This window comes from Bacillus sp. CH_48, from assembly GCF_038008465.1.
In the GTDB taxonomy this organism is placed as follows: Bacteria; Bacillota; Bacilli; order Bacillales; family Bacillaceae_G; genus Bacillus_A; species Bacillus_A thuringiensis_S.
The window spans coordinates 1072225-1098726 of record NZ_JBBOZF010000001.1; the positions used below are offsets into that span (position 1 = coordinate 1072225).

Below are 26502 nucleotides of genomic sequence, written 5' to 3' on the forward strand. Positions count from 1 at the left end.
CCAAGCAAACTAAAATTTGCTTGGTTTTTTTACTTTATTATTTTCATATGTTCAAACGGATAATAAATGCCTGCTAACTTTCCTAACACATCTTCTCTATCAATAAAACCTAAACCATTTCTACTATCTTTACTTATTAGGCGATTATCTCCCATAACAAAAATCTTATTTTTAGGAATTGTAATCGGTCCAAAGTCCTCTGTTAAATTCATAAGTTTTTTTTCTGCTTGTTTTTTATTACTATCCAAATACTCTTCATCTTTCACTTCAGAATTTACATATAATTGATCATTTCTCATCTCAATAATATCTCCTGGCAATCCAATCACTCTTTTGACATAAAAATTATCTGTTTTCACAACAATAATGTCTTCTCTCCCATAGCTTTCAAATTGTTTTGCTAACTTATTAACAATCACCTTATCTCCATCTTGCAACGTCGGCCTCATGGATGCTCCTTTTACAGTCGTAGGGAAAAACACAAAAATTTTCGCCAAAAACACCAATAAACATGCAATTGCAATCGTTCCAAAAAATTCACGCCAACATTTTTTCCTTTGCATCATTTCACCATCTCATCATCTTTTTACTTTTATTATAAATAATACGACTGATATTTTTCTACAAAATTCTGAATTATTAAATTACAATATCAGAAATTTCAAAATAACAATACTGATCAAATTAAACAAGCAAAAAAGATACTCTCAAAATAGTCTATCCACTATTTTTGAGAGTATCTTTTTATAATCCCACATATACAATACACATTTGAGCAGCTACATATGTAAACCAAATCCAAAGTGGCTCATACTTCAATTTACGCCCTCCGATATCTGTCACGCCAATAATAAAATCAGAAATCACAAACAGTAAACCACCAAACGCTGGTATCCACCATATTCCTGTATTTTCATAATATAAGGCGAATGCAAAGCACGCCATTCCCCCAACCCACAATCCATAAATTAGAGCTCCTATCGTAAACAATTTATCCTGTTTATCATTTCGGATAAAGAAGAACCATCCTACAATTAGAAAGAGCCCATATACAAGTAAGCCAATCCAAAAACCATTCCATGAAATTCCTGTTTGCAAAAATGCTTTTACATAAAAACAATGAGCAAGGGCGAAAGTAACCATCCCACCAATTAATCGATGACCAATTGGAATCAACCCAGCCATAAACAAATCTCCCACAGTCGATAAAGTCATACCAAGTGCAACCCACGTACTATACTCTACAGATGGATCTTGTAACCATATCCAAATTGCACTACCTGTTAAAGAAAAACTAAGAATAAGACGGATTGCTAAAGGTAACGGCATATTAACTTTCGTTCTTTTTGTCTGCCCTATTGCATAAATTGCACCAATAAAAAAAAGAAGTATTTGCCCAATTAACACCACGTAAAGTAGATTCATAATATGTTCTCCTCAATAAATGCTTTTTGTATCTTTTTTCGTTACACTTAGTCTATTATCCTTTTTCTAAAAAAAAGAAGAACAGCACTGTTCTTCCATTGTAATCGCTTTTCTGCTCTCTATGCCACTTGTTTTTCTTGCTCTATTTTTTGCTTAGCTGGCGTCCGATTTACCACAATAATTCCCGCGGCTACACATGCTAAACCAAGTAGCACAAATGAATGAATTGCTTCACCTAAAATCATGCTCGATAATAACACACCAAATACGGGTATAAAGAACATATACATAGATACTTTTCCAACCTTGTTGTATTTCATAATTGTATTCCAAATGCAAAAACCAGCTGCAGATAAGAAAGATAAATAAATCAGCATAAGTAGTGCGTGTAGACTAAATGTAAATGGCATTACTCCAACTTGTAAAGCCCCTATACATAATAATCCTATAGAACCAAAAATCATTTGGTATGCTGTCATATAGCCAACATCTAATGTTTTACTACCTTCTTTTGCTAATATGTTTCCATATGAATACAGCATTGCTGCACTAAGAAGTAATAAGCTTCCGATTCCAAAATGAAATGATAAGCTACCATCACTCGGCACATTTACTAAAATGACGCCACAAAAACCAATCGATACCCCAATTAATTTTCTCATATTGAGAGCATCATCTTTATATACAAAATGGGCGAGTAAAATTTGAAAGAATGATGATGTCCCTGAAATGATAGCTCCTTCAATCCCCGAACTATAACTCATTCCAATATAAAAACAGATATATTGAAGAAACGTTTGGAATAAACCAATTTGTATTAACTGTTTCCCCGTTCCTTTTTTGAAGCTCATATTTTTCCCTAACACTTTAAAAAAGAATAAAAGCATTACCCCAGATAACAAGAAACGATAACCAGCAAATAATATTTGCTCTCCAACTTCTTGTGGTTGAATTCCAAGTTCAACATAACTTAATTTAATAAAAGGAAATGCGCTTCCCCATAAAAAAGTTGCTACTATTGCAGCAATAAATACGCCAATCGGATGGGTAAAAAATTTCTCTGTCTTCACTTGTTGTCTTCCTTTCCGATCTTTTATGAACAATATTCATATATACCAGAGGAATTGCGAAAACACAAGTTTTCCGTTTATACTTGAAACAAAACCGTACCATCTCATAAAAACATATGATATACTATAGAATAATTACAACATAATAACGATTAAAAACAGATTCAACAGAAATGCTGCTATCCATTATGGATGGCAGCTTTCGTCGTTTTATAGGGGTTTCGATTTTGATTATTTTTCTCAATAAGAATTCGGAAGGAGCGAGTAGTAATGAACTCAGAAGTAAAAACGTTACAGGCAAAAGAAGCAATTTCCCATCCCTCTTTATGGGACACATTAAAAAAACATTATGAACTTGTATTTGCATTGGCATCTGGTATTTTTATTTTAGCTGGCTGGCTATTCACAAAGAACGATGCAATGAATGTAGGTATTACTTGCTATATCCTTGCTTATATAGTTGGTGGATATGCAAAAGCGAAAGAAGGAATTGAAGATACGATTGAAGAAAAAGAGCTAAATGTTGAAATGCTAATGCTCTTTGCAGCTATCGGTGCTGCAATTATTGGCTACTGGGCAGAAGGGGCTATTTTAATCTTCATCTTTGCACTCAGCGGTGCTATGGAATCTTATACGTTAAGTAAGAGCCAAAAAGAAATTTCCGCTCTTCTTGACTTACAACCTGAAGAAGCATTACGTATTTCCACAGGAACTGAGGAACGTGTTCCTGTTGGAGAGTTACAAATTAACGACATTATTTTAATTAAACCAGGTGAACGTGTTCCTGCTGACGGTACGATTCATAACGGTGAAACAAATATCGATGAGGCAGCAATCACAGGAGAACCTATTCCAAATGAGAAAAGACATGGCGATGAAGTATTTGCCGGTACTGTAAATTTACGTGGTGCTATCGAAGTTAAAATTACGAAGCCGAGCGATCAAACATTATTCCAAAAGATTATCCGTCTCGTCCAAAGTGCACAAAGTGAAAAATCACCATCACAACTATTCATCGAAAAGTTTGAAGGAACATACGTAAAAGGTGTACTACTCGTTGTTGCGCTTATGATGTTCGTTCCTCATTTCTTACTTGACTGGAGCTGGAATGAAACGTTTTATCGCGCTATGATCTTACTTGTAGTCGCATCTCCTTGTGCACTCGTAGCTGCCATTACACCAGCTACGTTATCAGCCATTTCTAACGGAGCGAGAAACGGTATTCTCTTTAAAGGCGGTATACATTTAGAACGCCTTGCTTCTGTGAAAGCAATCGCGTTTGATAAAACAGGAACATTAACAGAAGGTAAACCTACCGTAACAGATGTATATGTTCGAGAAAATATAACAGAAAAAGAAGTACTTTCTATTACAGCATCAATTGAAAGTCACTCTACACATCCTTTAGCTGAATCCATTGTTAAATATGCACAACATGCGTACGACATTATATTAAAAAAACCAGAAAAGGTTGAAGATGTAACTGGTTTTGGTCTAAAAGGAAGATTGGAAAACAGCGCTTATAAAATAGGTAAAGCTGATTTTATCGGTGAAGAAACAAAGACATTTCATAATGGTATTTCTGCCTCACTTGAAAAAGAAGGTAAAACTGTCGTTTATATTAGTGATGAGGGAGGCATTCTTGGACTTATCGCTTTAAAAGATACGCTTCGCCAAGAAACAATAGCTGCTATTCGTGATTTACAAAGCATTGGTGTCGAAGCAATTATGATTACTGGAGATAATGAAGAAACGGCAAAAGCAATTGCCTCTGAAAGTAATATAAAGGAATATTACGCATCATGCTTACCAGAAACAAAAGTTGAAACGATTAAAAAGTTAAAAGAAAAATACGGTACAGTAGCAATGGTCGGAGACGGTATAAATGATGCACCAGCACTAGCTACTGCTAGCATTGGTGTAGCAATGGGAGAAGGAACAGACGTAGCTTTAGAAACTGCGGATGTTGTACTGATGAAGAACGAATTATCTCGACTTTCTCAAGCGATCCGTCTATCAAAACGAATGAACCGTATTGTGAAGCAAAACGTAATCTTTTCGCTAGCTGTAATTGCACTACTAATTTGTTCGAATTTTTTACAATTTTTAGCTCTTCCATTCGGTGTTATTGGCCATGAAGGAAGTACGATTCTTGTCATTTTGAATGGCTTACGATTATTAAAAGGAAACAAATAAAACGGGTCCCTCATAAAGGACCCGCTTTTTTTTAATGGTAGCTATTATGCCCATTCGCACTGCTACTCGTTTTATGCTTTGGATGCGAACTGCTTTTTTGTTTATTGTTATTTTTATTATTATGGTTCTTTTTATTATTACTCATGAAATATCCCCCCTGTTCCCTATTATTATGGAACAAGAGCTCACTTTTCATTACGGGAATTATTGTCACCCGTTCTATAATGATGGAGTAAACCATTAATTTCACCGCCAAGTAAAATTACCCATCCAGTTAAATAAAACCATAACATTAAAATAATGATACCACCGAGACCACCATATGTATTGGCGTAATTTGCAAACTTATCTACATAATAAGCAAATGAGTACGATACCACAATCCATCCTACAGTAGCAAATAACGCCCCTGAAATAACTTCTCTTCTTTTTAATTTTCGATCTGGTGCAAATGTATATAAAAAACTAAACAATGCAAATAACACGAAGAAACTCGCTACTAATCGTGTAATGCTCCATACGAAAGAGAAACTATCTGATAAACCGAGTGCTTTAAACACTGCTGCTCCAATAACTTGTCCGAATACTGGGACAATTAACGCAAAGACAATCATAAAAATGATAGCTAATGTAAACACAATTGATAACGCTCTTGTTGTAATAAAAGAACGTGTTTCCTTCACATCATAAGCGCGGTTAAAAGCATTCATAACCGCATTAACACCATTTGAGGCAAACCATAACATAGATAATAAACCAAACGATAATAAACCACCATTTTGCTGGTTTACAACTTTATCTACATTTACCTCAATTAAGTTCATTGCATCATCTGGTACATAAACCTCTAATAAACTAAGCACATCCTCTGTTTGAATGGGGATAAATCCAAGAAGCGTAATTAAGAAAACGAGCCCAGGAAAAATTGCAAGCAAGAAGAAATAAGCGAGCTGTGCTGCCAAGCCCGCTACATCATCACGCATCGTCCGGTCATATAAATCTTTACCAAACGAATAAGTACGATTTCTTCTCACCTTTTCTAAAATTTTTCTCATATATGTTTAAACGCTTTTCTTCTCTTCTTTATCTTGCTTTAACTCAATGTACGCTTCAGTTTTTTTTTCCACTGCATTTGAGTCTTTTATAAATAATTCACGCGCTTCTTTCATACCACCATCTTCAGCAACTACTGGCTCTTCTTCTGCTTTCAGCTCATCTACCTTTGGAGATACAGCTTGAATTTCAATCGTTTCTGGCTTTTCTTCTGGCTCAACTTTTTTCTTACTAAAAATTTCTTTCGTTTCTTTTAACGTCTCTACAACAGATGGCGTTAATTTTTTAATTTCTGCTACTTTCGCTTTTACCACATTGAAATCAGCAAGTTCGCGTCCTTTATCTGTAACAGTTTGCACTTTTTCTTTGATCTTTGCATTTTCACCAATTTCAATCATCTTTGTTTTTGCTTTTTCTGCTGTATTTTTTACTTTTTCACGGTTTTCTTTCTTTAACATGGATACAGCTACACCTGCCGCTACACCAATCGCAATGTTTCGAGCAATATTATTTTTCTTTGCCATATTCCTTCACCCTTTCATTTCTTATGTTAGAAAGTATTTCTTTCTAAGCTTCCTCATATTCCTTGTTCATTTCGAATGAAAGCTAATAGCTTTGCACACCCTTCTGTTACAAGGTCATATACTTCTTGGAAATTCCCTGTATAGTAAGGGTCAGGAACGTCTGTCCAGCCACCGTCTGGAACAAAGTCGGACAGTCTACCAATATAGCCTCCAGTTTTACCTAAACTTTTTAAATCTGCTATATTCTTGTTGTCCATGGCAATAATATAATCAAACTTTGTTAAGTCTTCTTTTTCTACTTGCCTTGCTTTAATTCCTTCAAAAGTGACTGCATTTTCTTTTAAAATTTTTTGTGTTCCTTTATGTGGCGGATGGCCAACATGCCAATCTCCAGTTCCTGCAGAATCAATGACAATTTTCTCTTCGAGTCCCTCTTTTACGACAAGATCTCGAAAAATCGCTTCTGCCATTGGAGAACGGCAAATGTTCCCAAGACAAACAAACAATACTTGAACCATGTTTTTGTTTCTTCCCTTCTTGGTGCATTTCTTAATATATACTTATAGTATAAACAACCAATTATTAAATATAAAGGAAATCCCTACTAATTTAATAGGATTGAAAAGATTCATTAACGAAAATGATAAAAAATGTTAAGATAGCCTTATGTTATTTTAAAGGGGGACACTTCGGTGGATTTATCCGTAAAGTCAGAAGAAAACGTTGAATATATGGTCGAAGCTATTAAAGAAAAATTACGTATGGTTAATGCTGGAGCGATGAGAGCTGCTAGTTTTAACGAAGAAATGTACGAAGATTTACGTGACATTTATGATCATGTTATGAAACGTGAAACTTTCAGCATTAGTGAAATGCAAGCTATTACAGAAGAATTAGGTACATTAATTAAAAAGTAAAAAAGCCTCTCTTATATGAGGCTCTTTTTTATTTCCAACAAATTCATGACAACTCTTCTCTTTCCCTCAACCAACTGTAAAATATTGTACAATAGAAGTAGAACCTCATCTTAGATTTTTTCTCCATACATACTACTCACAAATAATAGCAACACTACCATTGCTAACTGTTTTTACTGGAGGTGCTTACTTATGAGCAATTGGTACAGTAAGACGAAAGATCAAACATTAATTGACCTAGAAACAAACGAACAACACGGTTTAACAGATGAGATTGTAAGTGACCGTTTAAAGCAATACGGTTCTAATGAATTAGCTACAAAACAAAAACGCACTTTATGGCAGCGTATTTTCGCCCAAATTAATGACGTCCTCGTATATGTCCTTATTATTGCTGCCCTTATTTCTGCCTTTGTAGGTGAATGGGCGGATGCCAGTATTATCGGGCTCGTTGTAGTTTTAAATGCTGTTATCGGTGTTGTCCAAGAATCGAAAGCAGAACAAGCTTTAGAGGCATTGAAAAAGATGGCGACGCCTAAAGCTATCGTCAAGAGAAATGGTGAACTAAAAGAAATTCCATCTGAGCACGTCGTTCCAGGGGATATCGTTATGCTCGACGCCGGACGATATATCCCATGCGATTTACGCCTTATCGAAACCGCAAATTTAAAAGTTGAAGAATCTGCTCTAACTGGTGAATCTGTCCCTGTTGATAAAGATGCAATCTACCACCCTTCCATGCAAAGTGATGAGCAAGTACCACTCGGCGACCAAAAAAACATGGCCTTTATGTCTACTCTTGTAACATACGGAAGAGGCGTCGGTGTTGCTGTTGAAACTGGAATGAACTCACAAATTGGTAAGATTGCTACCCTGTTACATGAAGCAGACGATGATATGACACCACTTCAAAAAAGCTTAGCACAAGTCGGAAAGTATTTAGGCTTTGTTGCTGTAGCTATTTGTATCGTGATGTTTCTCATCGGCTTTTTACAAGGACGAGATACACTAGAAATGTTTATGACTGCTATTAGTTTAGCCGTTGCAGCTATTCCAGAAGGCTTGCCAGCTATCGTTTCCATCGTTCTTGCAATTGGTGTGCAGCGTATGATTAAACAAAACGTCATCATCCGTAAACTTCCTGCTGTTGAAGCTCTCGGGTCTGTCACAATTATTTGTTCAGATAAAACAGGCACATTAACGCAAAACAAAATGACTGTTACTCACTTTTATAGTGATAACACATACGATCACTTAGAACATTTGAATGTAAATAATGATACGCAACGTCTATTGTTAGAGAATATGGTGCTATGTAATGATGCGTCTTACAATAACGAATCACAAACCGGGGACCCGACTGAAATTGCTCTTCTGGTGGCCGGAAGCACTTTTAACATGCAAAAAGATCATTTAGAAAAAATACATGAACGTGTTAACGAGCTACCTTTCGACTCAGATCGTAAAATGATGTCAACCGTGCATACATACGATGAAAACTGCTATAGCATGACGAAAGGTGCTATCGATAAGCTCTTACCTCGATGTAACCATATTTTTAAAAACGGGAAAATCGAGATTTTAACTGATTCTGATAAAAATCAAATATTAGAATCTGCCGGAGCAATGTCTCAAGAAGCTTTAAGAGTACTTTCATTCGCATTTAAAAAATACAATTCAAACGATGTGGATATAAATCATCTTGAAGAAAATCTTATCTTTATCGGTCTTGTCGGTATGATTGATCCACCGCGAACTGAAGTGAAAGATTCAATTACAGAATGTAAAAAAGCCGGTATTCGCACAGTTATGATTACCGGTGACCATAAAGATACCGCCTTTGCAATTGCCAAAGAACTTGGCATTGCTGAAGAAATATCTGAAATTATGATTGGAACTGAATTAGATAACATTTCAGATACAGAACTAGCTAGCAAAATTAATCATTTAAATGTATTCGCTAGAGTCTCTCCAGAGCATAAAGTGAAAATTGTAAAGGCATTACGCGCAAAAGGAAATATCGTTTCTATGACTGGTGATGGTGTCAATGATGCACCATCTTTAAAGCAAGCTGATGTTGGCGTAGCGATGGGCATTACAGGAACAGATGTCGCAAAAGGAGCAGCTGATGTCGTGTTAACAGATGATAATTTCTCATCTATCGTGAAAGCTGTTGAGGAAGGTAGAAATATTTATCGTAACATAAAAAAATCAATTCTCTTCCTACTCTCTTGTAACTTTGGAGAAATTATCGCTTTATTTTTAGCGATTTTACTTGGCTGGGCAACACCCCTACGACCTATTCATATTTTGTGGGTAAATTTAATTACAGATACACTGCCTGCATTATCACTTGGGGTTGATCCTGAAGATCCAGATGTGATGAAGGAAAAACCACGACATGCGAAAGAAAGCCTATTTAGTGGTAGCGTTCCTTTTCTTATTTTCAATGGGGCTGTCATTGGGATTTTAACGTTAATAGCCTTTATCGCCGGAGCAAAATTCTATACTGGAGATACAAATTTATTCCCTCTTTTCCCAGAGCGAATTGATGAGGATGCTCTATTACATGCCCAAACGATGGCATTTGTCGTTCTTAGTTTTTCTCAGCTTGTTCATTCATTTAACTTGCGTTCAAGAACGAAATCGATTTTTTCAATTGGGATCTTTACAAATAAATATTTAGTCTTCTCCCTTCTTATCGGTGTTCTTATGCAAGTTTGTATCATCTCCATCCCGCCCCTTGCAAATATATTCGGTGTACATGCATTAACGATGCGAGATTGGGGATTTGTTCTCTTATTAAGTATCATTCCACTTGTTGTGAATGAAATTATTAAATTAGTGAAGAGAAACTAAAAGGCAATGAGGACTATTCCTCATTGCCTTTTCATTTATCCTTGTAATTCTTTTTTGATATTCTCTGTTAATGTAGCCATACGCTTGCGACTTTCTTCACGCTCACGTTTATTTTGTTCTTCAATTTGTTGTGTTTCTTGCATACCTCTTGAAATAATGTTCCAAGTTTCCTCAAGTGTTTCCATTTTAATACTAGAAGAACCTGATAATCTCGCTACTTCTACACTTTGCGTTGCGATATTTTGTGCATTTTTCTTAAGTAATTCATTTGTACGGCGATCAAGTTCAGCCATAGAATCTGCAACAAGCTTTTGACGTTTCGCATTTACTGCTTGAATGATACCATTTTTAAAGATAGGAATCGTCGTAATAAATGCTGTATTGATTTTACCAATTAATTTATTATTACCACGTTGAATCATGCGAATTTGTGGTGCTGTAAGTAGCGCAACCATACGAGCTTTTTCTAAATCATCAATACGTTGCTCTAAAATTTCAACCGAGTTTTTAAGCGACTCTAATTCAATACCTGCTAATTGATCATTATTACGCACGCGCTCTTCATACATCGGAACTAATTCTGTATTTAAACGCTCTAATAACATTTCTCCTGCTACTACATACTTCTCTAAGTCTAAATAATATTTTAAGTTTTGCTCATACAAGCCATCTAACGTACCAATTGATTTTTTCATCTCATCTTGGTACTTCGTAATTTCCACATAAACTTTATCAATTTCGCGGCCCATCGTTTGATATTTACTAAAGATTTGTTCTATCATTTTATCCGCTTTTTTGAACATGCGCGAGAAGAAACCACTTTTTTCTTCCGCAAAGTCTTTACTATCAAATCTGTCCATAATTTTACCAAGTTGCTTTAACAATTCACCAGAATCTTCTATCTTTGATAGAGACATTGTATGTAAAATTTGATCAGCGAAACGTGAAATTTCCATAGAAGGTTCTTTTCCAAGTTCAATTAATTCCAGTTGATCTTTAATATCTACTGCGTTATAAATACGTTGCACATCTGCATCTTGTCTAAGTTGCAAGCGAACATCTTGTGCGGTTTGCTCATTCAATTCAGTTTTCGAATCTAGTACGACTGGGTTATTCATATGGTATTCTCCCTTTCCTTATAAAAATGGACGAAATAGTCCTTTTATTGTTTGTGATAAATTTTTATAGGCTGATGAACCATGAAACTCAAGATCGAAATTAACTTCTTCAAGCCAATGGGAATCGAATGCTCCTGCTTCAACATACGGTTCAATATCGTTTCTGCCCGTGGGATTGAAATGGAATACATCTACTCCAATTTGATTCAAAAATAGTAATAAAACAGCGTCAGAACGAGTTAATTCTCCACTCTTCTCATTATTAAATATAACAATTTTCGGTACATCTTGTGAATAATCAAATTTCTCAAGCTGTTCTAAAATATTAGGTGGTATTTGAGAAAGTTGTGCGAAAACATACAGTGCTAAATCTTGTTTCGTTTCTTTCGCAATTGGTTTGCACATTTCACTTTCGCACGTATGGATAATCGCCTCTGCAATCCCATGTTGTAAACCTTCCGGTAAACGCTTATGCGGCCACCAATGGCTATTCATAATTAGATCAGGATGTAATTTCCCAGCTCGGTCCAATGCATCTCGATAATGATATTGGAAATTTGCTTTTTGCTCTTTCGTAAATGGGAATGTATTAATTAATAAACTGTTATCAAATGATGTAACAACCTTTAATCGTTGAAAATATTCTTTATCATTCTTTGAAACGCCTGATATTTTCGCAAATAAAGAAGGAATATAAATATGTTTATTTTCAACAAAGAATGTTGGACGTACAAATGCCTTTTCTTTCGTAATTAAAAAGAGTTCATCATATGTCGTTTTTAACGTACGTGCTACAGGTGTATACGAACGAAATTGCCACGGTTTATATAATAGTGAATTATCGTGGTGAAGTACTTGTTCAATTTCTTTCGAAGCTTGATACGCTACTGTTGCAACACGCTCACGTCGACGATCAGGGAATGGTTCAAGCGAAATGCGACCCGGATGAGATACAACAAAAGTTCTTCCCTCTTCATCAATATTTTCAAATCCATCTTTTCCTTCGGGGTGATAATAAAGCACATCACAACCGAGCATAATAAGAAAATATAAGAAATATATACGGCTTTCCTGTGCATCACCATACCAAACGATACGCGGCATTTGTTTCTTATAATTAATCGTAGAGAACCACTTCGCTACGTAATTTTCGCTTAGTTTAATTATGTCGATTAAGAAACGACGGAAACCTTCTGTCTTTAACGACTGATTATGTTGTTTCTCATATAATTTCAATACTGAAATGAACGTCGCATGTATGTAATGCTGTAAATCAGGATTGTCTACTTTCGGTAAAAGTTGTTTCCCAGATAAGTGTGCAACTAGCCTATTTACTGTCAGACCATTTGGTGCTTCTTGATGTAATCCGAACACTTCTTGAATATGACGAAGCTTTTCCGAATCAATCACTTTGTTTAAATTTTGTTCGTGTAAAACTTCGATTCCTTTCGCTTCACTATAATCAAACAGTTCATTAAAATATTCATCTACATCATTAGGAACGCCAAGGATTCGACATGCTATATAACTAAATTTCATTTCATTCTCTGTCAGCTCATATTGTGGGCGTTTTTCTAAAAGTGTTTCAAATTGCTTTAAATCTGATTCATCTTTTAATGCATATGGTTGAAGTGTAAAACGTGAAAACACAACAGTTCACCTCCAAAAACATTTACGTTTTTTCTAAATCTTTCTTCTATTATAAACTATTTTTGGTTATAAAAAATGGGCGCTCGTAAAACGAGCAAACCCATTTCAATTATTTATTGTCTTCTTTAGTAGCTGCAACTTCTTCTTTAGCTTGTCCAGAATTCTTCATGTAGTGAATTATAAATGTTGCTCCAAATGCTACAACTAAAATAATGAAGAACAGTGTATGACTAATATGAATATCAATTAGAGACAATAGCATTTTCGATGCGATAATTAAGATTAAAATATATGCTGTCGTTTCAAGCTCTGGAATACGCTCTAACAATTTTAAGAATACACCAGCGATACCACGCATCATTAAAATACCTAGCATTCCGCCTAATAATAAAATCCAAACTTCATTAGATACACCAAATGCAGCAAGTACGCTATCTACAGAGAACGCGATATCCATTAATTCAACCATCGCAACTGTTCCCCAGAAGACACCGAACATTCTAAAGAAAATACTGTTTTGATTCATACCGTGAGCTTCGTCTTCTTCACTTGCACCTTTACGCTTATCAATAAAGTATTTTACTGATAACCAAGCAAGGTAAAGTGCACCAAGAAGTTTTACCCACCATAATTTAATTAAGAACATTCCAATTCCAATCGCAATAAAGCGGAACACATAAGCTCCAATAAGTCCATAGAATAATGCTTTTTTACGTTTTTCTTCCGGAAGGTGTTTTACCATTACTGCTAACACAAGTGCGTTATCGGCAGATAACAAACCTTCAAGTACAACAAGTGTACCTATTAATCCCCAAGATACTGGATCTTGCAACACTTTAATCCACATGTCCAAGTCGAAAAACTGAGCATACGTATCAAGGATTCCTTGCAAAATACTCATCTTACCTTTATCCCCTATTCTTTGCTAGATTTATAGAAAGGTCAAAAAAAGGAAACGAATATCGTTTCCTTTCTATGCATCCAAGCCATACGCTCTTACAAGCGCACCTAAACCACCTTGGAATCCACTTCCTACTGCATTAAACTTCCACTGTCCATTATGACGGTATAATTCACAAAAGACAACTGCTGTTTCGATGGAGAAATCTTCCCCTAAATCAAAACGAAGAACTTCTTCATTCGTCTCTTCATTTGCTAAACGAACAAACGCATTTCCTACTTGTCCAAAGTTTTGACTACGGCCTTCTGCATCATAAATCGTAACTGTAATAGCAATTCTGTGCACATCTGCTGGAACTTTCTTTAAGTCCACAACAAGTTGCTCATCGTCACCTTCACCTTCACCTGTACGGTTATCTCCTGTATGTAAAACAGATCCACAAGGAGACTGTAAATTATTATAGAAGATAAAATCAGTTTCCTTCGTACATTTTCCGTTTGCATCTAATAAAAAGGCAGATGCATCTAAATCGAAATCTGATCCACCGTCATAAGATTTAATATCCCATCCAAGACCAATTACTGCTTTTGTTAAACCAGGGCTTGTCTTACCCAAATCAATTTTCTGTCCTTTTTGTAATTGAATAACCATCTATATTCACCTCTATATTTTTATCTTTAAAAATATATCCATCGGTAAACATACATTTCACCGATGGATATATAAATTAAATCTATTACTCTACGTCTAAACCAAAGTTATTACATAGAGACGCTAATCCACCTTGGAATCCACTTCCGATTGCATTGAATTTCCAGTCACCTGCATGACGGTATAATTCACCTACTACTACGGCTGTTTCAATAGAGAAATCTTCTCCTAAATCGTAACGAATTAATTCTGCATTCTTTTCTTCATCTAAAATACGTACGAAAGAGTTAGAAACTTGTCCGAAGTTTTGGCTACGACCTTCTCCATCATAGATTGTAATTGTGAAACAAATACGTTCGATATGTGCAGGTACATTTTTCAAATCTACTTTGATCGATTCGTCATCGCCTTCACCTTCGCCAGTTCGGTTATCTCCTAAATGCTCGACAGCACCATTCGCACCTTTTGGGTTATTATAGAAGACGAAATCCTCTGCACCTGAAACTTTACCGTTAGCGCCTACTAAGAAAATACTAACATCTAAATCGAAATCGTTTTGTCCGTCATAACGATTCGTATCCCAACCTAGTCCTACAAGAACTTTTGAAAGACCCGGATTCGTTTTTGTTAAGTCTACCTTTTGTCCTTTTTTCAATGAAATTGATGCCATATTCAATTCCTCCTCGGTTTATTTTATTGATAACGTGATACAATCTCACTTAAGTTTTTATCTTGTGTGCCTTCTCCAACAGCTGAAAACTTCCATTCACTTCCGTGACGATACATTTCACCTGCAATTAGAGTCGTTTTGCCAGCATAATTATCCGATAAATTATAGCGTGCTAATTCTTCACCAGTTTGCGGGTTTTGAATACGAATATATGCATTACGAATCATCCCGAAATCTTGACGACGATTTACACAGTCATAAATATTTACAACGAATACTAAACGATTAATACGGCTCGGAACTTTATGTAATTCTACGAAAATTGTTTCGTCATCACCAGCGCCTTCACCTGTTAAATTATCTCCTGAATGAATAATACTACCACAAGTAGAAAGTTTATTTCCGAAGTAAACTAAATCATTTTTGTTTAAAAAACGATCTCCTTCTAACATAACAACAGATGCATCACAATCTACATTTGGTTTACTTCCAAATAATGAAGACAGAAATCCACCTGATTGCCCAATTGGATCCCAGCCTAAGCCAACCTGTAGTTTTGCTACTTTTGGTTGTCCTTTCGTTAAATCGATCTTTTGACCTTTTTCTAAAATAATAGGCATGAAGTTTCTCCCTTTCTACAAAGCATTTTCCAAATCGGAAAATATTGTATTCTTCTCTTATATTGTAGCATTATTTACCTAGCGATAAAAAGGATAAATTCTCAGTTATATGAAAACATTCATATAATTTACTTATGATGATGTAAGAAGTGGTAAATAGCACCAATCATTCCTGCACAATTACCGTTTTGTGCAAGTTCAATCTCACAATTATTATAAATCTCTTGATTTAAGTATTTACTGACCTCTTCTTTTACTTCTTTTAAAAACTCATTTCCTCTATCGGTAATTCCTCCACCAATAATAATCTTTTCTGGATTGAAAATATAAGCAAGATTACTAATTCCGATTGCCAAATGTTTAAAGAAGATCCTAACTGCTTGAGCAACTTCCTGATCTCCTTTATCATACAACTCGAAAATTAATCTCCCATTCCACTCACCTTTGCCTTTATATTTTCTGACAAGACGAATTAATCCTGAAATCGAGGCAACCTCTTCAAACGGTTTTCCTTCTATTAACATATTCCCCCATTCACCAGCACTAAATGAATGCCCTCGGTACAATTCTCCGTCTATAAAAATCGCTCCCCCAATCCCTGTTCCAAGGGTGAGCATAATAAAGTTCTCTTTCTCTCTTCCACTACCATTCCATTTTTCTCCAAACGCTGCACAATTCACATCATTGTCAATCGATACTGGAACTTTTAATATCTCTTGCAATCTATCAATAATAGGAATAGTACGATATCCCGGAATATGATCCGCACCTCCCGTCACAATTCCTTTACTAATATCAACAATCCCCGTGGTGCTAATACCAATTCCTGCAATAGTATGTTCATTCATTATTTTTTTTGATACATATATAAGTTTTTGAATAGTTTGTTCTCCGCCTAAATGAATTTCTGTTGCAACTGTTTTACGCTTTAATACTCTCCCTATTTCTGAAACAATGCCATACTTAATTTGCGTACCGCCAATATCAAACGCTATATACTCTTTCATCTACTGCCACTTCCTCTACCGTTCTGAATGTAAATTCTCCGCCTCTACTATTTGTAGGAAATCTACATTAACTCTTTTCTGCTTTGAGAAATACACCACCTTTTTCTATATATAGTTTTTTTTGCATAAAACTCTTTTTCCTAAGAAATATTACAAAGGGATGTATTTTAGATGGAATATTAATTTCTTAGGAGGAAAACCATGACGAAAATCTTCATTTTAGCATCAACACTCTCTTTATCTTTTTTTAGCGGTTTAAATATTGGTAATGCTGCAACTGAAAACTTCCGCCCATTAACAAACGCTATTGTACAAAATAGTGATCATTTTGCAGAAGGAAACTCAAAGGATAATAATAAACCTCCAGGAAATAACGGTTCTCAGAACGATAGTGGTTCTGGTGACAACGGTTCTGGCGGCAATGGTTCTGGTGGCAGTGGCTCTGGCGACAACGGCTCTGGTGGCAGTGGCTCTGGCGACAATGGTTCCGGCGGTAACGGCTCTGGCGACAATGGTTCCGGCGGTAACGGCTCTGGTGGCAATGGTTCCGGCGGTAACGGCTCTGGTGGCAGTAGCTCTGGTGACAACGGTTCTGGTGGCAACGGCTCTGGTGGCAGTGGCTCTGGTGGCAGTGGCTCTGGCGACAACGGTTCTGGCGGCAATGGTTCCGGCGGTAACGGTTCTGGTGGCAGTAGCTCTGGTGACAACGGTTCTGGTGGCAACGGCTCTGGTGGCAACGGCTCTGGTGGCAATGGTTCTGGCGGCAACGGCTCTGGTGGCAACGGCTCTGGTGGCAATGGTTCTGGTGGCAATGGTTCTGGTGGCAATGGCTCTGGTGGCAATGGCTCTGGTGGCAATGGCTCTAAAGGCGGTAATCGTGTTAAAGGCGATAGCAGTTCTCAAGGTGGTAATGGCTCTCAGGGCGGTAACCGTGTTAAAGGCGATAGCAGTGGAAACGGCTCTCAAGGTGGCAATGTAAAAGATAATGCGAAAAAACAAGGCGATAAGTTACCGAATACGGCAACACATTATCCTGCATCTATTTTAATGGGGCTTTCAACATTCCTAATTGGTATGTTACTATTTATTCGCCGTAAAAACGCAAAATAAAACACATCCTTCCACTAAAAAATACATGAAATAAATTGTAAAAACTAAAAGGACTTTAGGTTGCATTTTATTATGCAGCCTAAAGTCCTTTTTATCACCTATCAGAAGGATTATTAATACGCTTTTCCCCAATACACCATTTGTTTAGCTTCTTTACCACAACAAATACATTCGTCAGCTAAATGCTCTTGCTCAAAAGGCATACAACGTGAAGATACTCCAACTTCTTCTTTTAGTTTCTCTTCACAAGCTAATTCTCCGCACCACATTGCCTTAATAAATCCTTGCTTTTCATCAGCTACTTGTTTCATCTCTTCAAAATTCGTCGCACTATACGTATTCTCATCGCGAAATACTTTTGCCTTATTAAATAAAGAGTCATGAATTTCCTCAAGTAGTGCTGGAATACGTTCTTCTAATTGATCCATTGATATAAATTCTTTTTCTTTCGTATCTCTTCTTACAAGTACAACTTGATTCTTTTCAATATCTTTAGGCCCAACTTCTAATCGAATTGGAATGCCCTTCATTTCATACTCATTAAATTTCCAGCCCGGTGTTTTATTACTAGCATCTATTTTCACGCGTGCAACTTTTTGAATATGTCCTTGTAACTCTGTTGCTTTCGCTAAAACTCCTTCTTTATGCTGAGCAATTGGTACGATAACAACTTGCACTGGAGCAACTTTTGGTGGCATTACAAGTCCATTATTATCGCTATGAACCATAATTAGCCCACCTATCATTCTTGTTGATACACCCCAAGATGTTTGGTGTACATATTGCCACTTACCGTTACGATCTAAAAATTTAATATCAAATGCTTCAGAGAAATTCGTTCCAAAGTTATGGGATGTTCCTGTTTGAAGTGCTTTCCCATCATGCATTAAGCTTTCAATTGTATAAGTTGCCTTTGCTCCAGCAAACTTCTCTTTTTCTGTTTTTTGTCCTTTAATAACTGGTATCGCTAAATAATCCTCACAGAAAGAAGCATATAAGTTTAAAATATTTAATGTTTCAGCCTGCGATTCTTCTGCTGTTTCATGGATTGTATGACCCTCTTGCCATAAAAATTCAGTCGTACGAAGGAATGGTCTAGTTGTCTTCTCCCAACGAACTACTGAACACCACTGGTTGTATAATTTTGGCAAATCATTATAGGATTGCACAATTTTTGAAAAATGCTCACAGAATAAAGTTTCAGATGTAGGACGTACACAAAGTCTTTCCGCTAACTTTTCATCTCCGCCATGCGTAACCCATGCTACTTCAGGAGCAAACCCTTCAACATGATCCTTCTCTTTTTGCAATAAACTCTCTGGGATAAACATTGGCATATATACATTTTCATGGCCAGTTTCTTTTAGCTTCTCATCCATCACCTTCTGCATATTCTCCCATAAGGCATAACCATATGGACGTAAAATCATGCACCCTTTTACACTTGAATAATCAACCAGTTCGGCTTTTTTTACAATATCGGTATACCACTGCGCAAAGTCCTCTTCCATCTTCGTAATGGCTTGCACTTGTTCTTTTGCCATAGTCAGTCTTCCTCCTTCTTCTAGAAAATACAAAAAAGCCCGCGTCCCTAAATAGGGACCGAGCTTTGCCGGCGTTACCACCCTGATTCATACACAAAAATTGTATATGCTCTCTTCTTGATAACGGGAAATTCCCGCTGCATATGCAGAACTCAAAGGCAGGTTCCATATTGCCTTTTTAAGAATCTTTCAGCCTGGCGGATTCTCTCTCTGCTAAAAAGGTTGAACATGTACTAGTCCTTTTTCATCGTTATAATGAAATAAATTTGTTGATTATCATAATACAAATTCTTTTTTAAAACAATAGCTAATTTTCTTATTATTATATATTCTTTTCGTTTTTTACAGTTTTATACGTAGCTTTTTCGAGAGATTTTTACAAGTTGATGTGCAATCATACCAATAAGTGTACCTAGTAGAACGAAGAAACCAATAAATCCATATCCCATTCCTTCCCACCCACCAATAACCATCATGGTAACAGGAAATGATGCTAAGCAAAGAAGTATTACAATCAGTGCAAATATAATATCAAACTGTTTGTCTGGAAAACGTTTCTTTAGTAAATATGAAATAGCAAATACAAGGAGAATTGTGATGCCACCAATGATGTAAAATATACCGAATCCATCTAACCAGTCCATACTATTCCCTCCGTCCGTAGATTCCCTTATACTTATTATATGTTTAATTTTTCTGAAAATAAACAATAAATTTTATTCGAAAACATATTTTTATTACTAGGTATTAATAGTAATATATAAGAATAGGTTTTATATAATTAGGAGGATTACTTTATGGATAAAGCATTAACGAATCGTGTCATTATTTTATCATTCGACTGTTTATCAGCTTTAGATTTTCCTATACTACAAAAACTACCTCATTTCCAATCTCTAATAAAAAAGGGCACGGTTGTCGAAAAAGTAGAACCAATTTATCCTTCTGTAACATATCCAAGCCACTCAACAATCGTAACCGGTAATTATCCTAACAAGCACGGTGTTGTTAGTAATACGTTACTTCAACCAGGACGTGAATCACCTGATTGGCATTGGTACCGAAAATCGATAAAAGGAACAACATTGTATGATGAAGCGCGTAAAGCAAATTTAACGACAGCTGCCCTTCTATGGCCTGTTACTGGGAGAGCAAACATTGATTACAATTTACCAGAAATTTTCCCCAATAGACCGTGGCAAAATCAAGTGTTAGTTTCCTTATTTAGCGGTAGCCCACTATACCAATTAGATTTAAATCGTCGTTTCGGCCATATAAGAAATGGTTTATCACAACCAGAGCTGGATGATTTCGTCCTCGCCTCTGCTGTACACACCATTCAGACGAAAAAGCCTAATGTTATGTTCGTACATTTCACTGATTTAGACACGCAAAGACATTATCATGGCTTTGAATCTAACGAAACAATAGCTGCAATTCATAGACATGATGAGCGGCTAGGGAAAATTATTCAAACTTTAAAAGACAGTGATCTATACGAAGAAAGTACAATTATTGCCCTTGGTGATCATAGCGCTTTAAGTGAAAACAAATCCATCCAATTAAATGTGCTATTCCATCAAAGAGGACTTATATCTCTTAATAAAAAAGGCAAATTAGTAGACTGGAAAGCCTATTGCCAAAGTTGTGATGGCTCTGCCTATGTATATGTGAAAGACAAAAATGATACGGATACAATTCGAGAAGTACAACTACTCCTTGAAGAACTGCTGCAAAATAAACAGAATGGAATTGAATTTATACTTCATGATGAAGCTGCGAAAGACCGCGGTGCAGATGGTAATTGTTTATTTATGTTAGAAGCACAAGAGGGTTATTATTTCACTGAAAACTATACAGGAGATTTTATAAAAGAAATTACTGAAAAAGATGTTACGCCTAGTAAAAAATATACATTTGGTACGCATGGATACTCTCCAACAAAACCTAACTATGAAACAATTTTTATCGCTGCTGGGAAAGGAATAAAAAGCGGCGTTACCGTCCCGTACATGAGGCTTATTGATGAAGGTCCAACTATCGCTAGACTACTCGGTTTACACTTAGGTGAAACAGACGGAGCAATTGTAGAGGATTTACTCCAATTGTAAAGAACTGTGTATATATGTAAAAGTTATGTAAAATTCATCACTGTTTCTCTTTTTATAATTTTTATTTTTGTACACTGTTAGTAAAACAAATTTAAGGGGGAACATTATATGAAAAAAATGTCCAGACAAGAAAAAAGCTGGATATTATACGATTGGGCGAACTCGGTATATTCGCTCGTCATTACAACTGCATTATTTCCAATTTACTTTAAAGCAGCTGCAAAAGAAGCTGGACTATCCGGGGCAACTTCAACAGCATATTGGGGATATGCAAACTCGTTCGCTACACTTTTAATTTCTATACTTGCTCCTATTCTCGGCACAGTTGCTGATTATAAAGGATTTAAAAAACGATTTTTCACATTCTTCTTTGGACTCGGTATCGTATTTACAAGTATGTTAGCAGTCGTTCCAACATCTCAGTGGTACTTATTATTAGGATGCTATATGCTCGCCTTAGTCGGTTTTGCTGGAGCAAACATTTTTTATGATGCATTTTTAGTAGATGTCACTTCTGAAGATAGAATGGATCGAATTTCTACGCGAGGTTTCGCATTAGGCTATATTGGGAGTACTATTCCTTTCATCGGTTGTATCGCTCTTATTATTCTTTCTCAAAAAGGAACTATCCCTTTATCTGTTGGTATCGCTAGTCAAATTTCATTTGCGATAACAGCTCTTTGGTGGGGGTTATTTACAATTCCAATGCTAAAAAACGTAGAGCAAAAGCACTATATTGAACGTCACCCTAGACCAATTACAATGAGCTTCAAACGCCTTGCTGCTACTTTTAAAAATATTAAAGAATATAAAACTGTATTCATGTTCCTAATCGCTTACTTTTTCTATATTGATGGGGTCGATACAATTATTACCATGTCCACCGCTTACGGAACAGATCTCGGTATCAGTGCAACTAATCTATTAATCATATTATTTGTAACACAAATTGTCGCTTGTCCATTTGCTTTATTATATGGAAAATTATCAGCAACATTTACAGGTAAAAAAATGCTATATGTCGGTATCATTATTTATATCATCATTTGCATATATGCTTATTTCTTAAAAACGACACTTGATTTTTGGATTTTAGCAATGTTAGTTGCTACATCTCAAGGTGGTATTCAAGCACTAAGTCGTTCATACTTTGCAAAACTAGTACCAAAAGAATCTGCTAATGAATTCTTCGGATTTTATAATATCTTTGGTAAGTTCGCCGCAATTATGGGCCCGGTATTAGTCGGTGTTACAACGCAATTAACAGGAAAAACAAACGCTGGTGTTCTTAGTATTATTGTTCTGTTTATTATCGGTGGATTCTTATTAACTAGAGTTCCAGAAAATAATACATCCGTTACACCACCTAGTCCAAAGACTAAAACGCTATAAGAAAAGATCCTCTTCTCATGAGAAGAGGATCTTTTTTATTTTTAACGGTGCGCCTTATAATAAACGACTCTACTGCTTGTACAAAAATAATTTATCAACAGTTGTTCCTAATACTTCAGCTAAACGGAATGCTAACGCTAAGCTTGGATCATATTTATTATTCTCAATTGCATTTATCGTCTGTCTAGAAACCTTGCATTTATCAGCTAATGCGCCTTGTGAAATATTATTTTCAGTGCGTAATTCATAGATTTGATTTTTCACACCATTGCTCCTAACCTGTAAAATCGTTTTTACAACATCAGTATATAATTGGCTCATATAGTTGTCAAAAGTTCCTCAAAGAAAAAGGGAGCAATTTTGCTCCCTTAAAATAGTTATTTCGAAGCTAACGAATTTGTTAGTTTCTCTTTATTAACGACATCTTCTTTCTTTATTTGCATGCGTAGAACTGGCCCTATCGCTAATAAAACAAGTGCCATTGCTATACAAAACACAATAACTAGTGAAGTTAGTTCCTTTAATCCTCCAGCTAGTGAAGTTCCAATTAGCATTGCCCCCATAAACAGTGGTAAAATCGTCCCGTTTACTCTTCCAACCATATTTTCTGGTACAAGTTGAATCATAAGCGTACCGACAACGATATTAACACAAGCTAAACAAATACCTGTTCCAAATCTCATGAAACTAGTAATCCAAAATGATGTAGATAGCCCTTCTACTAAAAATGACATCGCTAATATGCTCATACCGAATACGAACATCTTTTTCGGATTCACTTTTGAAGCGAAAACTGCAGCAACAATACCACCGATTAACATACCTATTCCGTCAGCTGCTGCTAAATATTGAACCGCTTCCTTTTCCATTCCAAGGCGTTCTATTACAAGAAACACCTCTAATGGATTTGTTAATCCAACAGCTAAACCCATAATAGTAAAAGTGATCGTAATCATACGTAAATTTTTCGTATGAAGAACATACTTCCAACCTTCTTTTATATCATTTTTTAATGAATCTCTCGCCACTTGCTCTTTTTCAACCCATTTTGGTAAAAATGAAAGGGCGATAGCAGATAACAAAAATAAAATGATTAAGCTATATAGTGACGTAAATAAACCAAGTTGTGTATACACAAGCGATCCTACCACTGGCCCAAAAATTAGAAATAATGACTGTAATGTTTGGTTAAATGCAATCGCATTTGCTACCTCTTCTTCTTTTACATAGCGCTTAAATATACGCGAAGATGAGGGCTGAGAAAACTGACCTACAATCGCGGAAATGAGTGTTGCAAAAAATATAGCCTGCCAATAATCAAATTTTAACAATACGACAATTCCTATAATAGACAGTACACTTAACACATCTCCAGCAACCATTGTTCTTTTCGGATTCCAACGATCTGCTAATGCACCACCAATGAACGAGAAAATAAAGATAGGTGCATACTCCATGACAGATAATAGAGACACTGAAACTGGATCATTATTTGTCCGCTCCATTATGAAATATAAAAGAGCCATATTTCTAATCCAAATTGCAAATTGTTGTAAAATATCAGATGCCATAACGAGCATAAATGCTCGGTTTTTAAATAAAGCGTTCATTTTCATTCCCCTTTCACAAACCGACCGTTCGGTCTAATTTATTCTTTAAGAAAAGCAACTGACCTATTATTCAGCTGCCATTCCTTTTAACAATACATCTATTGCCTTTTTATAAATACGCTTCAACTCTTTATAATCTAGCTCGTAGTAAAGTACTCCAAGCCCTGATAATAATCCATTCACAATATACATAAGATCACGAGTATTATCTTCACGGAACTCTCCAGACTGTATACCTGCTTCAATTAATTTCTCAAACATAACATATGATTCTCTAGTTAAAGCTAACAGTTCATCCAGAATCTCTTTACTTACAACTTGGCTCATAGAGAATTCCTCTATTGCATTTGAAATTGGTTGCTGTATGTCCTCTACATGATATTCCGCGAGACCATATAGTTTTTCAGTACTAGTGCTATACAACTTCTCTTTTTCATTCCATTTTTCAAGCCAATCATACGTATGCTGTTTCACTACAAATAAAAATAAATCTTCTTTACTTTTAAAGTGATAATAAATACTTCCTTTACTTCGCTCTGTAATTTCACAAATCTCTTCCATAGATGTAGCTGCGTAGCCCTTCTGTGAAAATAGACTTTCTGCTTTATATGCAATTTCTTTCTTTATCTCTTCTGCGCTTCTTCTCATATTCACACCTCTTTAAACCGACCGTTCAGTCTAATAATAACAAATCAAAAACCTCTATCGCAAGAGGCTATATTCCTTATTTAAGAAAATGTACTTTCAAACCAAGTTCGAATCATATGTATTGTTCCAAATTTAAATGTTAATTTAACAAGAAATACGCCTCCCGCAGCTAATAAAAATAACACTACTTTCCCCTTATTTTTCACTCTCGGTTCCCTTTTCATTTCCATTCCCCTTAGTATGTTAAAAATATTAATCAAACGTTTGTTTAACTGTGTTTATGCATATGCAAGCCAACTAATCAAACGTTTGTTTAAAAAGAAATACGCCTATATAAGGCGCATTTTCATCAATCACCACCACCGCAGCTTCCCCCGCTATCTCCCCCAAAAGACCCTCCACAATCATGTGAACCGCCATCATGCGAGCTATCATTATCAGATCCAGCAAAGAAAAATAATGGTGATGAGCTGTTAGATGAATTATGAATGTTATTTTGTTTTGTAAGATTTACCTTCTTTTTGTTCGATCGAACTGCTGTTACGATTATTCCAACTACAACAAATAATAGTATGACGATAATAAATTCCATATAAAAGCCTCCCTTATTCCTCGAATAATTGAATGGTTCTCTCTAGATTTTTAAGTGAAATGAAGCGCGATTCCCGAAGGATCTCTTTTCCATTATAAAATAATAAAACTGTTGGTCCTGTAAATACTGCATATCGCCCCGCAATCTCTTGCATATCTTGTAGTAATATCTCTATTTTCTCTACGTAATCATAATTCTCTAATACGTAATTTACTTTCCTTAACATAACATCACAAACACCACAATTTTCTGTTTTAATGAACAGAAGTACCAATTGTTGTTCTTCAATATATGTCGCTAATTCTTCTATCGTTTTAAATTTATGCATCTTATCCCTCTTAACGCAATTTATGAAATACTCTATCTTGATACATACAAAAAGCTGAACTATCTTTAATCCTTCTCTTTTCCATTACCTGCTGAAAACGAAGCGTTTTTGCTGTTAACTCTTCTCGTAATTTCTTTCTCTCTTCTTCATCATAACAGCAAGCAATTAGATCCTCTATTTTTAATATATCTTTTTGTAGTTCCATTTCTGATGGAATCATTCCCGCATTTTTTAAAATTTTATAACTCATTCTAAGTTCTGGAGGTACCATTGAAAGATCTTCTAATTGTAGTGGTTTTCCTTTTCCCGGAAGATAATCAAGATCACCATTCCGTATTGCTTGTCGAATTTTTTCTTCAGCAATGTTCAAAAACACATCCACACCATTCCCTCCTTTACATATTTTTACTATTATTTTACATGATATTTCCTTATCTTTCTACGTCTTTAATAATTGACTCCAGACAATTTTTTCTCAAATTTATTTATAATAAGCTTTTTCCTCC

Annotated in this window: 28 protein-coding genes and 1 other annotated feature; of the genes, 6 read left to right on the forward strand and 22 right to left on the reverse strand. The window is 35.7% G+C overall.

What is annotated here, in order from left to right:
- Nucleotides 1–29: 29 nt before the first annotated feature.
- The 3 genes from lepB to N2V92_RS05205 all read right to left on the reverse strand — a co-directional run bounded on the left by lepB (nucleotide 30) and on the right by N2V92_RS05205 (nucleotide 2495).
- Nucleotides 30–566, reverse strand: a complete 537-nt coding sequence (gene lepB, locus N2V92_RS05195) for a signal peptidase I (RefSeq protein ID WP_000983696.1) — start codon at nucleotides 564–566, stop codon at nucleotides 30–32.
- Nucleotides 567–744: 178 nt separating this feature from the next.
- Entirely contained in the window at nucleotides 745–1425 is a 681-nt protein-coding gene (locus N2V92_RS05200; RefSeq protein ID WP_001051075.1) for a lysoplasmalogenase, read from the reverse strand.
- Between the two features lie 119 nt (nucleotides 1426–1544).
- A complete protein-coding gene (locus tag N2V92_RS05205) occupies nucleotides 1545–2495 on the reverse strand; it encodes a DMT family transporter (protein WP_000845710.1) in 951 nt (316 codons plus the stop codon).
- Between the two features lie 270 nt (nucleotides 2496–2765).
- Between N2V92_RS05205 and N2V92_RS05210 the strand changes: the two genes are divergently transcribed.
- The gene (locus N2V92_RS05210; RefSeq protein ID WP_001083767.1) at nucleotides 2766–4691 is read left to right on the forward strand and encodes a heavy metal translocating P-type ATPase; all 1926 of its coding nucleotides are present in this window, start codon (nucleotides 2766–2768) and stop codon (nucleotides 4689–4691) included.
- 185 nt (nucleotides 4692–4876) lie between these two features.
- Here N2V92_RS05210 and N2V92_RS05215 read toward each other — a convergent pair whose 3' ends face one another.
- Genes N2V92_RS05215 through N2V92_RS05225 form a run of 3 tightly spaced genes read right to left on the reverse strand, consistent with a single transcriptional unit; the run spans nucleotide 4877 to nucleotide 6786 of the window.
- Nucleotides 4877–5746, reverse strand: coding sequence for a YihY/virulence factor BrkB family protein (locus N2V92_RS05215; RefSeq protein WP_001226537.1), 870 nt, complete (start codon nucleotides 5744–5746; stop codon nucleotides 4877–4879).
- A 6-nt stretch (nucleotides 5747–5752) separates the two neighbouring features.
- Complete coding sequence (locus N2V92_RS05220) at nucleotides 5753–6268, reverse strand: DUF4075 domain-containing protein (RefSeq protein ID WP_001085387.1); 516 nt, start codon at nucleotides 6266–6268, stop codon at nucleotides 5753–5755.
- A gap of 53 nt (nucleotides 6269–6321) precedes the next feature.
- Nucleotides 6322–6786 carry a low molecular weight protein-tyrosine-phosphatase gene (locus N2V92_RS05225; RefSeq protein WP_000250910.1) on the reverse strand — a complete coding sequence of 155 codons (465 nt, stop codon included), beginning with the start codon at nucleotides 6784–6786 and terminating at the stop codon, nucleotides 6322–6324.
- 174 nt (nucleotides 6787–6960) lie between these two features.
- Here N2V92_RS05225 and N2V92_RS05230 point away from each other — a divergent pair, with 174 nt between their 5' ends.
- Nucleotides 6961–7185, forward strand: coding sequence for a DUF1128 domain-containing protein (locus tag N2V92_RS05230; RefSeq protein ID WP_000366196.1), 225 nt, complete (start codon nucleotides 6961–6963; stop codon nucleotides 7183–7185).
- A gap of 192 nt (nucleotides 7186–7377) precedes the next feature.
- Nucleotides 7378–10044: a cation-translocating P-type ATPase gene (locus N2V92_RS05235; RefSeq protein ID WP_000073684.1), complete on the forward strand. Its 2667-nt coding sequence runs from the start codon at nucleotides 7378–7380 to the stop codon at nucleotides 10042–10044.
- 35 nt (nucleotides 10045–10079) lie between these two features.
- On the opposite strand, the gene N2V92_RS05240 is transcribed toward N2V92_RS05235, so the two are convergent.
- The 7 genes from N2V92_RS05240 to N2V92_RS05270 all read right to left on the reverse strand — a co-directional run bounded on the left by N2V92_RS05240 (nucleotide 10080) and on the right by N2V92_RS05270 (nucleotide 16661).
- The gene (locus N2V92_RS05240; RefSeq protein WP_001064413.1) at nucleotides 10080–11162 is read right to left on the reverse strand and encodes a toxic anion resistance protein; all 1083 of its coding nucleotides are present in this window, start codon (nucleotides 11160–11162) and stop codon (nucleotides 10080–10082) included.
- An 18-nt stretch (nucleotides 11163–11180) separates the two neighbouring features.
- Nucleotides 11181–12812, reverse strand: a complete 1632-nt coding sequence (locus N2V92_RS05245) for a YceG family protein (protein ID WP_042597061.1) — start codon at nucleotides 12810–12812, stop codon at nucleotides 11181–11183.
- A gap of 109 nt (nucleotides 12813–12921) precedes the next feature.
- A complete protein-coding gene (locus N2V92_RS05250; protein WP_000025702.1) occupies nucleotides 12922–13713 on the reverse strand; it encodes a TerC family protein in 792 nt (263 codons plus the stop codon).
- A 72-nt stretch (nucleotides 13714–13785) separates the two neighbouring features.
- Nucleotides 13786–14364 (reverse strand): TerD family protein, encoded by a 579-nt coding sequence (locus N2V92_RS05255; protein WP_000236653.1) that lies wholly within the window; start codon nucleotides 14362–14364, stop codon nucleotides 13786–13788.
- Between the two features lie 85 nt (nucleotides 14365–14449).
- Nucleotides 14450–15034 (reverse strand): TerD family protein, encoded by a 585-nt coding sequence (locus tag N2V92_RS05260; RefSeq protein WP_000146729.1) that lies wholly within the window; start codon nucleotides 15032–15034, stop codon nucleotides 14450–14452.
- A 23-nt stretch (nucleotides 15035–15057) separates the two neighbouring features.
- Complete coding sequence (locus tag N2V92_RS05265) at nucleotides 15058–15654, reverse strand: TerD family protein (RefSeq protein ID WP_001121586.1); 597 nt, start codon at nucleotides 15652–15654, stop codon at nucleotides 15058–15060.
- A 128-nt stretch (nucleotides 15655–15782) separates the two neighbouring features.
- Nucleotides 15783–16661, reverse strand: coding sequence for an ROK family protein (locus N2V92_RS05270; RefSeq protein WP_042597058.1), 879 nt, complete (start codon nucleotides 16659–16661; stop codon nucleotides 15783–15785).
- A gap of 201 nt (nucleotides 16662–16862) precedes the next feature.
- Between N2V92_RS05270 and N2V92_RS05275 the strand changes: the two genes are divergently transcribed.
- A complete protein-coding gene (locus N2V92_RS05275) occupies nucleotides 16863–17771 on the forward strand; it encodes an LPXTG cell wall anchor domain-containing protein (RefSeq protein WP_327892014.1) in 909 nt (302 codons plus the stop codon).
- Between the two features lie 113 nt (nucleotides 17772–17884).
- Here the strand turns inward: N2V92_RS05275 and proS are convergent, their stop codons facing one another.
- Together proS and N2V92_RS05285 are read right to left on the reverse strand one after the other, a co-directional pair.
- Complete coding sequence (proS, locus tag N2V92_RS05280) at nucleotides 17885–19315, reverse strand: proline--tRNA ligase (protein WP_001040982.1); 1431 nt, start codon at nucleotides 19313–19315, stop codon at nucleotides 17885–17887.
- A gap of 50 nt (nucleotides 19316–19365) precedes the next feature.
- Nucleotides 19366–19572: a binding site (T-box leader), on the reverse strand.
- Between the two features lie 93 nt (nucleotides 19573–19665).
- Complete coding sequence (locus N2V92_RS05285) at nucleotides 19666–19959, reverse strand: YesK-like family protein (RefSeq protein ID WP_000383860.1); 294 nt, start codon at nucleotides 19957–19959, stop codon at nucleotides 19666–19668.
- 153 nt (nucleotides 19960–20112) lie between these two features.
- Here N2V92_RS05285 and N2V92_RS05290 point away from each other — a divergent pair, with 153 nt between their 5' ends.
- Both N2V92_RS05290 and N2V92_RS05295 read left to right on the forward strand, forming a co-directional pair.
- A complete protein-coding gene (locus tag N2V92_RS05290) occupies nucleotides 20113–21426 on the forward strand; it encodes an alkaline phosphatase family protein (protein WP_000356444.1) in 1314 nt (437 codons plus the stop codon).
- Between the two features lie 108 nt (nucleotides 21427–21534).
- On the forward strand, nucleotides 21535–22818 hold the full coding sequence (locus N2V92_RS05295) for an MFS transporter (protein ID WP_016078592.1): 1284 nt from the start codon (nucleotides 21535–21537) through the stop codon (nucleotides 22816–22818).
- A 69-nt stretch (nucleotides 22819–22887) separates the two neighbouring features.
- Here the strand turns inward: N2V92_RS05295 and N2V92_RS05300 are convergent, their stop codons facing one another.
- The 7 genes from N2V92_RS05300 to N2V92_RS05330 all read right to left on the reverse strand — a co-directional run bounded on the left by N2V92_RS05300 (nucleotide 22888) and on the right by N2V92_RS05330 (nucleotide 26378).
- Nucleotides 22888–23139, reverse strand: a complete 252-nt coding sequence (locus tag N2V92_RS05300) for a helix-turn-helix transcriptional regulator (RefSeq protein WP_002023181.1) — start codon at nucleotides 23137–23139, stop codon at nucleotides 22888–22890.
- 56 nt (nucleotides 23140–23195) lie between these two features.
- Nucleotides 23196–24428: an MFS transporter gene (locus N2V92_RS05305; RefSeq protein WP_016078591.1), complete on the reverse strand. Its 1233-nt coding sequence runs from the start codon at nucleotides 24426–24428 to the stop codon at nucleotides 23196–23198.
- 66 nt (nucleotides 24429–24494) lie between these two features.
- The gene (locus N2V92_RS05310; RefSeq protein WP_001254432.1) at nucleotides 24495–25076 is read right to left on the reverse strand and encodes a TetR/AcrR family transcriptional regulator; all 582 of its coding nucleotides are present in this window, start codon (nucleotides 25074–25076) and stop codon (nucleotides 24495–24497) included.
- 80 nt (nucleotides 25077–25156) lie between these two features.
- Nucleotides 25157–25300 (reverse strand): hypothetical protein, encoded by a 144-nt coding sequence (locus tag N2V92_RS05315; protein WP_000817987.1) that lies wholly within the window; start codon nucleotides 25298–25300, stop codon nucleotides 25157–25159.
- A gap of 125 nt (nucleotides 25301–25425) precedes the next feature.
- Entirely contained in the window at nucleotides 25426–25668 is a 243-nt protein-coding gene (locus tag N2V92_RS05320; protein WP_000394363.1) for a hypothetical protein, read from the reverse strand.
- Between the two features lie 13 nt (nucleotides 25669–25681).
- Nucleotides 25682–25996 (reverse strand): thioredoxin family protein, encoded by a 315-nt coding sequence (locus tag N2V92_RS05325; RefSeq protein WP_016078590.1) that lies wholly within the window; start codon nucleotides 25994–25996, stop codon nucleotides 25682–25684.
- A 10-nt stretch (nucleotides 25997–26006) separates the two neighbouring features.
- Nucleotides 26007–26378, reverse strand: a complete 372-nt coding sequence (locus N2V92_RS05330; RefSeq protein ID WP_016078589.1) for a DnaJ family domain-containing protein — start codon at nucleotides 26376–26378, stop codon at nucleotides 26007–26009.
- Nucleotides 26379–26502 lie beyond the last annotated feature (124 nt).

Excerpts from the sequence above, each read along its gene's own strand:
- lepB (WP_000983696.1), bottom strand. The coding sequence starts at position 566 with ATGATGCAAAGGAAAAAATGTTGGCGTGAATTTTTTGGAACGATTGCA.
- N2V92_RS05200 (WP_001051075.1), bottom strand. The coding sequence starts at position 1,425 with ATGAATCTACTTTACGTGGTGTTAATTGGGCAAATACTTCTTTTTTTT.
- N2V92_RS05210 (WP_001083767.1), top strand. The coding sequence starts at position 2,766 with ATGAACTCAGAAGTAAAAACGTTACAGGCAAAAGAAGCAATTTCCCAT.
- N2V92_RS05215 (WP_001226537.1), bottom strand. The coding sequence starts at position 5,746 with ATGAGAAAAATTTTAGAAAAGGTGAGAAGAAATCGTACTTATTCGTTT.
- N2V92_RS05220 (WP_001085387.1), bottom strand. The coding sequence starts at position 6,268 with ATGGCAAAGAAAAATAATATTGCTCGAAACATTGCGATTGGTGTAGCG.
- N2V92_RS05225 (WP_000250910.1), bottom strand. The coding sequence starts at position 6,786 with ATGGTTCAAGTATTGTTTGTTTGTCTTGGGAACATTTGCCGTTCTCCA.
- N2V92_RS05235 (WP_000073684.1), top strand. The coding sequence starts at position 7,378 with ATGAGCAATTGGTACAGTAAGACGAAAGATCAAACATTAATTGACCTA.
- N2V92_RS05240 (WP_001064413.1), bottom strand. The coding sequence starts at position 11,162 with ATGAATAACCCAGTCGTACTAGATTCGAAAACTGAATTGAATGAGCAA.
- N2V92_RS05250 (WP_000025702.1), bottom strand. The coding sequence starts at position 13,713 with ATGAGTATTTTGCAAGGAATCCTTGATACGTATGCTCAGTTTTTCGAC.
- N2V92_RS05255 (WP_000236653.1), bottom strand. The coding sequence starts at position 14,364 with ATGGTTATTCAATTACAAAAAGGACAGAAAATTGATTTGGGTAAGACA.
- N2V92_RS05260 (WP_000146729.1), bottom strand. The coding sequence starts at position 15,034 with ATGGCATCAATTTCATTGAAAAAAGGACAAAAGGTAGACTTAACAAAA.
- N2V92_RS05265 (WP_001121586.1), bottom strand. The coding sequence starts at position 15,654 with ATGCCTATTATTTTAGAAAAAGGTCAAAAGATCGATTTAACGAAAGGA.
- N2V92_RS05270 (WP_042597058.1), bottom strand. The coding sequence starts at position 16,661 with ATGAAAGAGTATATAGCGTTTGATATTGGCGGTACGCAAATTAAGTAT.
- N2V92_RS05275 (WP_327892014.1), top strand. The coding sequence starts at position 16,863 with ATGACGAAAATCTTCATTTTAGCATCAACACTCTCTTTATCTTTTTTT.
- proS (WP_001040982.1), bottom strand. The coding sequence starts at position 19,315 with ATGGCAAAAGAACAAGTGCAAGCCATTACGAAGATGGAAGAGGACTTT.
- N2V92_RS05285 (WP_000383860.1), bottom strand. The coding sequence starts at position 19,959 with ATGGACTGGTTAGATGGATTCGGTATATTTTACATCATTGGTGGCATC.
- N2V92_RS05290 (WP_000356444.1), top strand. The coding sequence starts at position 20,113 with ATGGATAAAGCATTAACGAATCGTGTCATTATTTTATCATTCGACTGT.
- N2V92_RS05295 (WP_016078592.1), top strand. The coding sequence starts at position 21,535 with ATGAAAAAAATGTCCAGACAAGAAAAAAGCTGGATATTATACGATTGG.
- N2V92_RS05300 (WP_002023181.1), bottom strand. The coding sequence starts at position 23,139 with ATGAGCCAATTATATACTGATGTTGTAAAAACGATTTTACAGGTTAGG.
- N2V92_RS05305 (WP_016078591.1), bottom strand. The coding sequence starts at position 24,428 with ATGAACGCTTTATTTAAAAACCGAGCATTTATGCTCGTTATGGCATCT.
- N2V92_RS05310 (WP_001254432.1), bottom strand. The coding sequence starts at position 25,076 with ATGAGAAGAAGCGCAGAAGAGATAAAGAAAGAAATTGCATATAAAGCA.
- N2V92_RS05315 (WP_000817987.1), bottom strand. The coding sequence starts at position 25,300 with ATGAAAAGGGAACCGAGAGTGAAAAATAAGGGGAAAGTAGTGTTATTT.
- N2V92_RS05320 (WP_000394363.1), bottom strand. The coding sequence starts at position 25,668 with ATGGAATTTATTATCGTCATACTATTATTTGTTGTAGTTGGAATAATC.
- N2V92_RS05325 (WP_016078590.1), bottom strand. The coding sequence starts at position 25,996 with ATGCATAAATTTAAAACGATAGAAGAATTAGCGACATATATTGAAGAA.